Below are 12,136 nucleotides of genomic sequence, written 5' to 3' on the forward strand. Positions count from 1 at the left end.
CACCCTGGGAGCATGAGTACCTCCGTTCCGGCGCGCGGCGGCGCCACCCCTTCCGCCGTGCAGAGCGCCCCCGCCGACGTCGGCGCCGAAGCCCTGGTCGAGGACGCCGTCGCCCTCGCCCACCACTGGATCGCCGTCGCCTCCGGCTCCTCCGGTGCTACCGGGTCGACCACCCGCGCGGACCGGAAGACGCGCGCCACCGCCGAGCGGCTCGGCTCGCTCGTCTCCGACCCCGCCGGGCTGGAGCTCGCCGTCGGGTTCGTCGACGACGTCGCGCGCCCGCAGGACGTCGGCGTCGCCGCCACCGCGCTCGCCCGCCTCGGCCGGGACGCCGGTTCCGCGACGTTCCTCGGCCCCGTCGACCGCACCCTGTTCAAGGTCGGCGCCGTCGTCGCCCCCGTGCTGCCGTCCGTCGTCGTGCCGGCCGCGCGCGTGCGCCTGCGCCAGCTCGTCGGCCACCTCGTCGCCGACGCCGGCAAGGGCCTCACCGCGCACCTCGCCCGCACCCGCGCCGAGGGCTACACGCTCAACGTCAACCTGCTCGGTGAGGCCGTGCTCGGCGACGACGAGGCCGCCGCCCGCCTGCAGCGCACCATCGACCTGGTGCGCCGGCCCGACGTCGACTACGTCTCCGTCAAGGTGTCCTCCGTCGCGGCGCAGCTCGTCACCTGGGACCTGGACGGCTCGCGCGAGCGCGTCGTCGAGCACCTGCTGCCCCTGTACCGGGCCGCGCGCGACCACGGCGTCTTCCTCAACCTCGACATGGAGGAGTACAAGGACCTCGCGCTGACCACCGCGGTCTTCACGCAGGTGCTCGACCGCGACGAGTTCAAGGACCTCGAGGCCGGCATCGTGCTGCAGGCCTACCTGCCCGACGCGATGGGCGCGCTCGACGAGCTCACCGAGTTCGCGCAGAAGCGCGTGGCCGACGGCGGCGCCCGCATCAAGGTGCGCCTCGTCAAGGGCGCCAACCTGGCGATGGAGCACGTCGAGGCCGAGCTGCACGACTGGGCGCAGGCGCCGTACCCCACCAAGCCGGACGTGGACGCCAACTACGTGCGCATCCTCGACCACCACCTGCGCGCCGACCGCACCTCCGCCGTGCGCCTGGGCGTCGCGTCGCACAACCTCTTCCACGTCGCGCTCGCGGTGCTGCTCGCCCGGGCCCGCGGCGTCAACTCAGGCTCCGAGATGGGCCTCGACATCGAGATGCTGCAGGGTATGGCCCCCATCGAGGCGCGCCTCGTGCGCGACGAGGTGGCGAAGGACGGCGGCCACGTCGTCCTGTACACGCCGGTGGTGCGCGACGAGGACTTCGACGTCGCCATCTCCTACCTGGTGCGCCGGCTCGAGGAGAACGCCGCCGAGCAGAACTTCCTGCACGCGGCCTTCGCCCCCGCCGCCGGGACGGGCGGCGTCCACGCCACCCCGATGGAGCGCCAGGAGCTGGCCTTCCGCGCCTCGGTCCGGGACGGCGTGCACTACGAGCCGGTCGACGTCGCGCCCCGCCGTCGTGACCGCTTCGCCGGCGGCGGCACCGCCCCCACCGCGGGCGGCTGCCCGAGCGTCGAGCCCTTCCGCAACGCCGTCGACACCGACCCCGCCGTGGCCGGCCACCGTGCGTGGGCCCGCAGCGTCGTCGGGCCGGACTCCGGGTTCGTGCCCGTCCAGGCCCCCGAGGTCACCTCGACCGAGGCGATCGACGACGCCCTCTCCCGCGCCGTCGCCGCCCAGCGCGTCTGGGCCGCCGTCACGCCGACGGACCGGGCCCGCGTGCTGCGCGCCGCCGCCCGCGAGCTCGAGGCCCGCCGCACGGATCTCGTCGCTGCCATGGTGCACGAGCCCGGCAAGACCGTCGCCGAGGCCGACCCCGAGGTCAGCGAGGCGATCGACTTCGCCAACTACTACGCCGCGATGGCCGAGGCCCTGGAGCAGGTGGACGGCGCCACGTTCACACCGGACGGCGTCACCCTGGTCACCCCGCCGTGGAACTTCCCCGTCGCCATCCCCACGGGTGGCGCCCTCGCGGCGCTCGCGGCCGGGTCCGCCGTGCTCGCCAAGCCGGCCCCGACCACGCCGCGCTGCTACGAGCTCGCGATCGAGGCCGTGCACGCCGCGCTCGACGAGGCGGCGCCGGAGATCGGGCTCGACCCGCGCGCGGCGCGCGACGTGGTGCAGTTCCTGCGGGTGCCCGACGGAGACCTCGGCCAGCACCTCGTGACGCACCCCGACGTCGCCCGTGTGATCCTCACCGGCTCCATCGAGACCGCGGAGCTCTTCGCCTCCTGGCGGCCGGAGCGCCCGGTGCTCGCGGAGACGTCGGGCAAGAACGCGCTGGTCGTGACGCCGTCGGCGGACCTCGACCTCGCCGTGTCTGACCTGGTCAAGAGCGCCTTCGGGCACGCCGGCCAGAAGTGCTCGGCCGCGTCGCTCGTCATCCTGGTCGGCTCGGTGGGCGACCCGTCGACCGAGACCGGCAAGCGGTTCCGCCGCCAGCTCGTCGACGCCGTCCAGTCGCTCGCCGTGGGATCGCCCACCGAGCTGTCCACCGTCATGGGCCCGCTGACGGAGCCCGCGCAGGGCAAGCTGCTGCGCGCCCTGACGACGCTCGAGCCGGGGGAGTCGTGGCTCGTGCGCCCGCGCCGCCTGGACGACGCGGCCGCCGCGGCCGGGATCGAGGCGGAGCGGCTCTGGTCGCCGGGCCTGCGCGACGGCGTCGCGCCCGGGTCGTTCTTCCACCTCACCGAGGTGTTCGGCCCGGTGCTCGGCATCATGACCGCCAAGGACCTCGACGAGGCGATCCGCCTGCAGAACCAGGTGGACTTCGGCCTCACCGCGGGCATCCACTCGCTCGACGACGACGAGATCGCCACCTGGCTCGACCGGGTCGAGGCGGGCAACGTGTACGTCAACCGGCACATCACCGGCGCCATCGTGCAGCGGCAGTCGTTCGGCGGCTGGAAGGCCTCGGCCGTGGGCCCGGGCGCCAAGGCCGGCGGCCCCAACTACGTGGCCGAGCTCGGTGCGTGGGCGGACGCCGACGGCGTGCCCTCGCGCACGAACGACCCCGAGGGCTGGCTCGCCGCCGCCCAGGCGTCGGACGACGCCGCCTGGGCGGCCGAGATCGGCGTCGGGCACGACAAGTCGGGCCTGACCGTGGAGGAGAACACCTTCCGCTACCGGCCGATCGACCGCCTCACCGTGCGCGTCGGCGACGGGGCCCTGCCGATCGAGGTGCGGCGCGTGCTCGCCGCGGCGCGGCGCGCCGGCGTGCCGGCCGTCGTCGTGCCGGACACCGACAGCGGCTGGGGCGTGCCGCACGAGGCGCCCGTCTCGCACGCGGACTTCGCCGCCGCCGTCGCGGCCGGCCGGGTCGCCGGCCGCGTCCGCGTGGTCGGCCGCGCGCCGGGCCTGCGCGAGGCCGCCGCCACGCGCCTCGGCACCGTGACGGTGCTCGACGCGCCGGTGGTCGCCAGCGGCCGCCGGGAGCTGCTCGCCGTCGTGCGCGAGCAGGCTGTCAGCCGCACCCGCCACCGGTACGGGCACGTGCACGCCTGACGTCGCCCGGCGCACGCCCGCCGCGGGACGGACGGCCCTGTCCCGCGGCGGGCGCGCACGGTATCCTTGCGCCCGATCGACCCCCACCGTGCCCGCGTGCATCGAGCGGCACCCGAAGCAGAGGACCCTCATGCACCAGACCCCGGCGCGCGCTGCCCTCGTGGCAGGCGCGCTCGTCGCGTCCGTCGGCGTCCTGGGGGCCTGCTCGCCCGACGAGCCCGCCGCGGTGCTGCCCGTCGCCCCGAGCCCCTCGCCGACCGTGGACGAGGCCGAGCAGCAGGACGCCGAGGCCGCCGAGAAGCTGCTGCGGGACTTCTACGCGCTCGACGCCAAGATCGCGAGCAACGGCTACGACGGCTGGCAGGTGATGGCCGGCTTCTGGAACGCCGAGGACGAGTGGGCGAACCAGCAGGCGACCTACGAGAAGCGTTCCGCCGAGGGATGGCGTGCCGAGGGCGGTGCCGAGATCGCCTCGCTCGAGGTGACGGAGCACGACCCGGGCAAGGACGGCGCCGGAGACGAGAAGGTGACCGTCGAGGTGTGCAACGACACGGGAGGCGTCGTGGTCTACGACGGGGACGGGAAGAAGGCCGCACGGGCGGAGGGTGCGCCCGAGCGCTTCGTCGTCACGTACACGCTGGCCACGCTCGACAGCCAGGGCCGGTGGGCCATCACCGGCCGCACGGCCGACCTGGAGCGGTCGTGCTGAGGCGGCTGGCGCGCGGACTGGCCGTGCTGGCTCTCCTCGCGGGCGCGTCCCTGGCCCCGCTGGCGCCGGCGTCGGCGGAACCTTGCGACGTCAACGGCGGCGCGGGCAACGACGGCACCGTCGGGGCCGGCGGAGAATGCCCGGGTGGGCCCGGCGACGACGGGTCGGGTGGCGGAGGCGGTGGCGGAGGTGGCGGCTCCCGCAAGTGCTTCTGGGGCGAGGACCGAGAGGTTCCGTGCGTCACCGACGCCGGCGTCTACAACGGGTCCTGCTACCTCAAGCTCATGGACCCGCAGCCCGCCAAGGAGGGCGATATGTACTCGGGGACCTGGGGCGACCACGAGGACGGCTACATCGTCATGTGCACGCCCCCGCGTGACGAGTGCATCGAGGACATGGACGGCGCCACTGAGTATCTGCACTATTGTGCCCCGGCACCCATGTGGCAGGCTGACCCGCCGCCCACCGACATCGGTCCGTCCCCGGCGGAGCTGGCCGATCGGGCGTACGCCCGCATGCAGCTGAGGATGGGCGACATCGGCTCGACGCCGCCGTCCACCGAGGTGGACGGGGACGCGATCGGCCTCGTCGGGATGCCGATCTGGCTGTGGGTGGCCGACCCGGCGCCGAACACGACCGGCCCCATCAGCGAGTCCGAGACGGACGGCGGGCTGACCGTCACCGTCGACGCGCGGCTGGACCGGATCGTGTGGACGCTGACCGACGACGACGGCGGGGTCTACGCCACCACCACGTGCGCGGGCTCCCGCGCGCCGTTCACCGAGTGGAGCGGCCACGGCGACGCCCGTCCGTCCCCGACGTGCGGGTTCGACGCGGCCGAGAACCGGCGTTCCGGGAACATCACGGTGACCGCGACGGCGTACTGGACGGCGGAGTGGGCCGGCGGCGGCCAGAACGGCACGATCCCTGTGCCCGGCCAGACGGAGACGACGTCGCTCGCGATCGGCGAGGCGCAGGTCCTCGTGCAGTAGCACGACGCCGCCGGTGTCCGTCGCGATGCCGCCGGCGCGACGTCGTGGCACGATCGCGGCCATGACGGTGGCGTTCGTGCTCGGCGGCGGCGGTGTGCGCGGCGCCGTCCAGGTGGGCATGCTTCAGGCGCTGTTCGAGGCTGGGGTCGCCCCCGACCTCGTGGTCGGCACGTCGATCGGCGCGATCAACGGCGCCGCGGTGGCCGCCGACCCGAGCATCGCCGTCGTCGACCGCCTCGGTGCCGCGTGGGCGTCCCCGACGGCGAACGAGGTCTACGGCGAGGCCTGGTACCGACAGCTCGGCCGCCTCGCCAAGTCCCGCACGCACCTGTACGACCCGGCCGCGCTGCGCCGGCTCATCGCCGGAACCCTGGGCGAGCGGACGACCTTCGAGGACCTGACGGTGCCGCTCGTGGTGGCGGCGGCGAGCATCGAGCGCGCGTCGGAGCACTGGTTCGACGCCGGGCCGCTGGTCGAGGCGGTGCTCGCGTCGGCGTCGGTGCCGGGCGCGCTGCCGCCCACCGAGATCGACGGTGAGCACTTCGTGGACGGCGGCATGGTGAACTCGATCCCGCTCGGCGAGGCCGTGCGCCGCGGCGCGACCACGGTCTACGTGCTGCAGGTGGGGCGGGTCGAGGAGCCGCTCACGGTGCCGTCCAAGCCGTCCGACGTCGCGCGCGTGAGCTTCGAGATCGCCCGGCGGCACCGGTACTTCCGGGAGCTGGAGGAGGCCCGCCGGGTCGCGACCGTGCACGTGCTGCCCACCGGCGGCGCGCTGCCGGGGGACGAGAAGCTCGGCGCGTTCCGGCGCATGGACTCCAACGCGGCACGCATCGCCCAGTCGTTCGCTGCGGCCCGGGACTACCTCGCGGCCGCGCCACCCCCCGGGCCCACGCCCCCGGACGCGCCGGGGCAGTCGTGATCGCGCCCCCGCCCCGGTGGGTCCGCCGGGTCGTGCTGGCGCCGCTCGTGGTGCTGCTCGCCGTGCTGCTGGTGCCGACGTCGATCATGCTCGCCCTGATCGTGGGCGCCGCGCTGACCTGGCTGCTCCCGGGGCGCCTGCGGGTGCTGCGCCTGCTGTGGATGCTGTCGTTCTACGTGATCTGGGACGCCGCTGCGCTGGTGGTGCTGTTCGCGCTGTGGGTGGCGTCCGGCTTCGGGCTGGCGATGCACCGGCCGTGGGTGCAGCGGGCACACGTCGCCGTGGCGCGCGCCGCGATGGCCGTCCTCTTCTGGCAGGTGCGGTGGACGCTGCGGCTGCGGATCGAGATCGAGGTCGACGCCGGCGCACGCCTGCCCGACGTGCCCGTCCTCGTGCTCAGCCGGCACGCCGGGCCGGGGGACTCGTTCATCCTGGTCGACGTCCTCCTCGGCCGCGCCCGCCGCGCGCCCGCCATCGTCCTCAAGGACACGCTGCAGTGGGACCCGGCGATCGACGTCCTCCTGAGCCGGCTGCCCGCAGCCTTCGTCACGCCCCTGGCACGCCGCAGGCCGGGGCAGCCCGGCGCCGCGGAGACGATCACGCGCATCTCGGCCGACCTGGGGCCCGACGGCGCCCTCGTGCTCTTCCCGGAGGGCGGGAACGTGACGCCCCGGCGCCGCGCGAAGCGCATCGAGGTGCTCCGGGCCCGCGGCAAGGACGCCCTCGCGGACCGCGCCGAGCGCATGCCGCACGTCATGGTGCCGCACGCGGGCGGGTTCCTGTCCGCGCTCGACGCCGTCGCCCCCGACGCCGCCGTGCTGGTCGTCGCGCACACCGGCCTCGACCGCCTCGTCACGGTCAAGGACATCTGGCGCGAGCTCCCGATGGACAAGACGATCGTGCTCGGCGGCACCCTGACGCGCGTCGGCGACCTTCCCGCCGACGTCGAGGGGCGGGAGCTGTGGCTCTTCGAGCAGTGGGAGCGCGTGGACACCTGGATCACCGCACGCTCCGCGGGCCTCGACGCCCCGGCGCGTCCCGCCGCCCCGCACGAGTGACGGCGGCCGGGCGTAGCGTCGAGCTGCGCTGAACACCCCGTTCACCGAGGCGGCCGAGGGGTGTAAGGTCTCCCGGCCGCCGAGACCCGGTGGTACAGACCACTCCAGTAAGGGAGCCTGCACGATGCAGCTCATGCGGAGGCGCTCGATCGAAGCGACGATCGCGGCGTCCGACGAGCCCCAGCGCCAGCTCAAGCGCACCCTCGGTGCCTGGGACCTCATGGTCCTCGGCATCTCCGTGGTGATCGGCGCCGGGATCTTCTCGAAGGCCGCGCAGGTGTCGGCCACGCAGACCGGCCCGTCGGTCGTGATCTCGTTCGTCATCGCCGGCGTCGTGTGCGCCCTGGCGGCGCTGTGCTACGCGGAGTTCGCGTCCTACATGCCCGTGGCGGGATCGGCGTACACGTTCTCGTACGCGTCTATGGGCGAGCTGCTCGCGTGGATCATCGGCTGGGACCTCATCCTCGAGATGTTCTTCGCCGCCTCCGTCGTCGCCAAGGCCTGGGGCCTGTACTTCGACAACTTCCTCAACGTCTTCGGCCTCGGGGGCACCGACTCCGGGGGCGTCGCGTCCGGCATCCACAACACCGTGCACATCGGTGGGGTCTCCTTCGACTGGGGCACCGCGATCCTCATCGTCGTGCTCGCCACGCTGCTCGCCGTCGGAACGAAGCTCTCGACGCGCGTCACCGGCGTGCTCACGGCCATCAAGGTCGCGATCGTGCTGCTCATCATCGTGGTGGGCTTCGCGTTCTTCAGCGCGTCGAACCTCAGCCCGTTCGTGCCCAGCCCCGAGTCGTTCGGCGAGTCCACGACGCACAGCACCACGATGACGCAGACCCTCTTCTCCTGGATGGCCGGTGCCGAGCTGTCCGTGGGCGGCGTGATGGGCATCCTCGCGGGTGCCGGCACCGTGTTCTTCGCGTTCATCGGGTTCGACGTCGTCGCCACCGCGGCCGAGGAGACCAAGAACCCGCGTCGGAACGTCCCGCGCGGCATCCTCGGCGGCCTCGCGATCTGCACCGGCCTCTACATCGCCGTCTCGATCGCGCTGTCCGGCATGGCCACCCCGCAGCAGCTGCGCGACGCCACGCCCGACGGCGGTGCGTCCGCGACGATCATCACCGCGTTCCAGCTGCAGCCGAACGCGCCGGCGTGGGCCACGCAGGTCATCACGGTCGGCATCCTCGTGGGCCTCACCACCGTGGTCATGGTGCTCATGCTCGGCCTGACCCGCATCGTCTTCGCGATGAGCCGTGACGGCCTGCTGCCCCGCGGCATGTCGAAGACGTCGGAGCGCGGCACCCCGGTGATGATCCAGGTCGGCACCGCCGCGCTCCTGGTGATCGTCACCTGCTTCTTCTCGGTCGACGTGCTCGGCAACATGGTGAACATCGGCACCCTGTCGGCGTTCGTCCTGGTGAGCTTCGGCATCCCGATCCTGCGCCGGCGCCAGCTCAAGGCCGGCGGCGGCGAGGCCCACGCCGACCACTTCCGCGTGCCGTGGTCGCCGGTGCTGCCGATCGTCTCGGGCGTGCTGTGCCTGTGGCTGATGCTGCAGCTCGACGTCGAGACGTGGCTGCGGTTCCTCGTGTGGCTCGCGCTCGGGTTCGCGATCTACTTCGGCTACGGCTACCGCAACTCGCAGCTGGGCAAGAACCCGTCGCAGCTCGCCGCCGACTACCGCGAGGCGATGCAGACCGCCGTCGGGGTGGACGACGACACCCCGCGGCGCGACTGACCGCTCACGCCCGGCACGCCACGGCGGCCCGTCAGATCGCTCTGACGGGCCGCCGTCGCGCGTCCAGGGAGGGGCGGTCGGTCAGCCGGCGAGCGAGTCCAGCACCTTCGCGACGCGGCGGTCGCGCGTCTCGTCGGTCCTGGCGCCGTCCACGCTCAGGGCGTGCGCCTTGCGCTTGCTCGGCGACAGCTTCTCCCAGGCGGCGGTGGCTGCCGGGTCGGCGGCGAGCGCGGCCGCCAGAGCGGGCGGCACCTCGACGGTGCGGGGCGCGTCGTCGACCTCGAGGCGCACCTCGACCTCGTCGCCCGCGCCGCGGCCGGTGGCCGCGCGGGTCTCGGCGTTGAACGAGACGAGGAACCGCCCGCCCATCGACGAGACGGTGGTGCGGTACGTGTGGTCGCCGTCGACCGTCACGACGACGGGCACCCGACGGCCGCGGTCGAACGCCGCGACGACGTCGTCCGGGACGGGGATCCCGACGTTGTTGCCGCCGGTCGCGAGCAGCGTGGTGGTGAACGTCTGGACCGTGGGTGCCTCGCTCATGGAGACGACCGTAGCGAGGGCTACGCGGACTCGCCCTCGACGAGCCGCGGCACGAAGATCTGGGGCTCGGCGGGCACGTCGGCACCGCCGAGGACGTCGAGCAGCGTCGCGGTCGCGGCGGTGACCATCTCGACGACGGGCTGGAGCACCGTCGTCAGGCGGGGCGTGGTCCGCTCCGCGCCGAGGGCGTCGAAGCCGACCAGGGCGATGTCCTCGGGGACGCGCCTGCCGGTCTCGAGCAGCACCTGCAGCGCACCGGTGGCCATGAGGTCGGACGCCGCGAAGACGCCGTCGACGTCGGGGTGCTCCGCCAGGATCCGTTCCATCGCGGTCGCGCCGCCGGCCACGGTGAAGTCGCCGTTCTCGACCGCCACGGCCGGCAGGCCGGCGTCCTCGAGCGTGTGCTGCCAGGCGTCGTGCCGGTCGACGGCGGCGGTCATGTCGAGCGGGCCGGTGATCGTGGCGATGCGGGTGCAGCCGCGGTCCACGAGGCGCTGGGTGGCGGTGCGGCCGCCGGAGGCGTTGTCGACGTCGACGAAGTGCAGGGACTCGGTGTCGAACGGCCGCCCCACGAACACCGACGGAAGGTGCGAGCGCATCAGCTCGGACTCGAGCTGGTCCTCCCGGTGGTGCGACGCCACGATGACGCCGTCCACGTGACCCGACCGCAGGTAGCGCGCGATGTGGCCCGGCGGCTCGCCCGGCCGGGCGAGCAGCAGCACGAGCTGCAGCTCCGTACCGGTCAGGCCTTCGCTGACGCCGCGCAGCACGCCCGCGAGGAACGGGTCGGTGAGGATGCGGGCGTCGGGCTCGGGCACCACGAGGGCGATCGAGTCGGTGCGTCGGGTGACCAGCGAGCGTGCCGCCCGGTTCGGGGCGTACCCGAGCCGGGCGACGGCGTCGTCGACGGCCGTCTGCGCCTCGGGCGAGACCCGGTCGCCGCCGTTGATGGCGCGCGAGGCCGTGGACCGCGAGACACCCGCGGCCCGGGCGACGTCGTCCAGCGTGGGGCTGGCATGCTCGATGACCACCTGCGGAGACTACTCTGCGTCCGCGCCGCGGGCCGGCACGACGCCCGTGCGGGCGACCTCGGCGTACCAGTGCCCGGAGGACTTCACCGTGCGCTCCTGCGTGTCGTAGTCCACGTGGACCAGGCCGAACCGCTTGGAGTAGCCGAGGGCCCACTCGAAGTTGTCCAGCAGCGACCAGGCGAAGTAGCCGCGCACGTCGACGCCGGCGTCGATCGCGTCGCGGACGGCGCGCAGGTGGGCGTCGACGAACGCGAGGCGATCGGGGTCGTCGACGCTCCCGTCGGCCTGCACGACGTCCGGGTACGCCGCGCCGTTCTCGGTGACGAACATCGACGTGCCGCGGGGCCCGGTGTAGTCGCGCTGCAGTCGGGTCAGCAGGCGGGTCAGGCCCTCCGGCTGCACCTCCCAGCCCATGTCGGTGAGGGGCAGGCCGCGGCTGTGGTGGTGGATGCCGTCGGGGACGGGGTTGGGGGAGCGGGTCTCCCAGACCGCGGCGTCGACACGCTCGCCGCCCGGGTCGGCCGTGCCCGCGGGGCTGTCACCCGCGGCGCCCTGCGGCCGGGCGGAGACCGCGCCGCCGTTGTAGTAGTTGACGCCGAGCACGTCGATCGGCGTGGAGATCACGGCGAGGTCGCCCTCGCGCACGACGTCGTCGAAGCCGAGGTGCGCGACGTCGTCGAGCAGGTCCTGCGGGTAGGCGCCGCGCAGAATCGGGTCGAGGAAGATCCGGTTGAACATGCCGTCGTCGCGGCGGGCGGCGTCGACGTCCGCCGGGTCGTCCGGGTCGACCGGGTCGGAGACGGTGAAGTTGAGGGTGAGCCCGAGCACGGCCTCCGGGTCCCGCTCGCGCAGGGCCTCGACCGCGCCGCCGTGGGCGAGCATGAGGTGGTGGGCGGCGGCGAGGCCGTCCGCGGGCGACTTGCGGCCGGGGGCGTGCGCTCCGGCGGTGTAGCCGAGGAACGCCGAGCACCAGGGCTCGTTCAGCGTCGTCCAGACCTTGACCCGGTCGCCGAGCGCCTCGTGCATCGTCACGGCGTAGTCGACGAAGCGGGACGCGGTGTCCCGGTTCGGCCAGCCGCCCAGCTCCTCGAGCGCCTGGGGCAGGTCCCAGTGGTAGAGCGTCAGCCAGGGCAGCACGTCGGCGGCGAGCAGCTCGTCGACCAGGCGGGAGTAGAAGTCCAGCCCCTCCTGGTTGACCGTCTTGCCGTCCGGGACCACGCGGGCCCACGACGTCGAGAACCGGTACGCGTCGAGGTTCAGGCGCTTCATGAGCGCCACGTCCTCGCGGTAGCGGTGGTAGTGGTCGTCGGCGACGGACCCGTCGTCACCGTTCACGACGGCGCCGGGGATGCGGCAGAACGCGTCCCAGACCGAGTCCTCGCGGCCGCCCTCGGTGGACGCGCCCTCGATCTGGAAGGCGGCCGTGGCCGTGCCCCAGAGGAAGCCGTCGGGGAAGGTGACCGCCCCGGTGGCGTGCGGGGAGCTCGTGAGCGGTGCGGTGGGCGTGAACGGCACGGTCGTGCCGGGGGCCGCCCGGCGCGCGCCGGGGGTGGGGAGGGTCATGGATTCGGATCTTTCCATC

General features: G+C 73.8%; 9 protein-coding genes. 6 read left to right on the top strand and 3 right to left on the bottom strand.

Annotated elements, in window-relative coordinates; all coding sequences use genetic code 11:
• The first annotated feature begins 12 nt into the window (after window positions 1–12).
• The 6 genes from ABZ493_RS12790 (at window position 13) to ABZ493_RS12815 (ending at window position 8,980) form a co-directional block, all read left to right on the top strand.
• Window positions 13–3,558 (top strand): bifunctional proline dehydrogenase/L-glutamate gamma-semialdehyde dehydrogenase, encoded by a 3,546-nt coding sequence (locus ABZ493_RS12790; RefSeq protein WP_430582542.1) that lies wholly within the window; start codon window positions 13–15, stop codon window positions 3,556–3,558.
• Window positions 3,559–3,688: 130 nt separating this feature from the next.
• On the top strand, window positions 3,689–4,267 hold the full coding sequence (locus ABZ493_RS12795) for a hypothetical protein (RefSeq protein ID WP_430582543.1): 579 nt from the start codon (window positions 3,689–3,691) through the stop codon (window positions 4,265–4,267).
• 23 nt (window positions 4,268–4,290) lie between these two features.
• Complete coding sequence (locus ABZ493_RS12800; RefSeq protein WP_430582544.1) at window positions 4,291–5,259, top strand: hypothetical protein; 969 nt, start codon at window positions 4,291–4,293, stop codon at window positions 5,257–5,259.
• Between the two features lie 61 nt (window positions 5,260–5,320).
• Entirely contained in the window at window positions 5,321–6,181 is an 861-nt protein-coding gene (locus tag ABZ493_RS12805) for a patatin-like phospholipase family protein (protein WP_430582545.1), read from the top strand.
• The gene (locus ABZ493_RS12810) at window positions 6,178–7,239 is read left to right on the top strand and encodes a 1-acyl-sn-glycerol-3-phosphate acyltransferase (RefSeq protein WP_430582546.1); all 1,062 of its coding nucleotides are present in this window, start codon (window positions 6,178–6,180) and stop codon (window positions 7,237–7,239) included. Before ABZ493_RS12805 ends, ABZ493_RS12810 begins: the two co-directional genes overlap by 4 nt.
• Before the next feature lie 133 nt (window positions 7,240–7,372).
• Window positions 7,373–8,980, top strand: coding sequence for an amino acid permease (locus tag ABZ493_RS12815; RefSeq protein ID WP_430582547.1), 1,608 nt, complete (start codon window positions 7,373–7,375; stop codon window positions 8,978–8,980).
• A gap of 81 nt (window positions 8,981–9,061) precedes the next feature.
• Here the strand turns inward: ABZ493_RS12815 and ABZ493_RS12820 are convergent, their stop codons facing one another.
• From ABZ493_RS12820 to ABZ493_RS12830, 3 genes are read right to left on the bottom strand one after another with little or no spacing between them, the layout of a single operon-like run.
• Window positions 9,062–9,523: a YdeI/OmpD-associated family protein gene (locus ABZ493_RS12820; protein ID WP_430582548.1), complete on the bottom strand. Its 462-nt coding sequence runs from the start codon at window positions 9,521–9,523 to the stop codon at window positions 9,062–9,064.
• 20 nt (window positions 9,524–9,543) lie between these two features.
• Window positions 9,544–10,554 (bottom strand): LacI family DNA-binding transcriptional regulator, encoded by a 1,011-nt coding sequence (locus ABZ493_RS12825; protein ID WP_430582549.1) that lies wholly within the window; start codon window positions 10,552–10,554, stop codon window positions 9,544–9,546.
• 9 nt (window positions 10,555–10,563) lie between these two features.
• Window positions 10,564–12,117, bottom strand: a complete 1,554-nt coding sequence (locus ABZ493_RS12830; protein ID WP_430582550.1) for a family 1 glycosylhydrolase — start codon at window positions 12,115–12,117, stop codon at window positions 10,564–10,566.
• Window positions 12,118–12,136 lie beyond the last annotated feature (19 nt).

Origin of the sequence: Isoptericola sp. NPDC019482, from assembly GCF_040632295.1 — a bacterium.
GTDB lineage: Bacteria > Actinomycetota > Actinomycetes > Actinomycetales > Cellulomonadaceae > Isoptericola.

Coding starts and splice junctions, on each gene's coding strand:
- ABZ493_RS12805 (WP_430582545.1), top strand. CDS start 5,321: ATGACGGTGGCGTTCGTGCTCGGCGGCGGCGGTGTGCGCGGCGCCGTC.
- ABZ493_RS12830 (WP_430582550.1), bottom strand. CDS start 12,117: ATGACCCTCCCCACCCCCGGCGCGCGCCGGGCGGCCCCCGGCACGACC.
- ABZ493_RS12815 (WP_430582547.1), top strand. CDS start 7,373: ATGCGGAGGCGCTCGATCGAAGCGACGATCGCGGCGTCCGACGAGCCC.
- ABZ493_RS12820 (WP_430582548.1), bottom strand. CDS start 9,523: ATGAGCGAGGCACCCACGGTCCAGACGTTCACCACCACGCTGCTCGCG.
- ABZ493_RS12795 (WP_430582543.1), top strand. CDS start 3,689: ATGCACCAGACCCCGGCGCGCGCTGCCCTCGTGGCAGGCGCGCTCGTC.
- ABZ493_RS12790 (WP_430582542.1), top strand. CDS start 13: ATGAGTACCTCCGTTCCGGCGCGCGGCGGCGCCACCCCTTCCGCCGTG.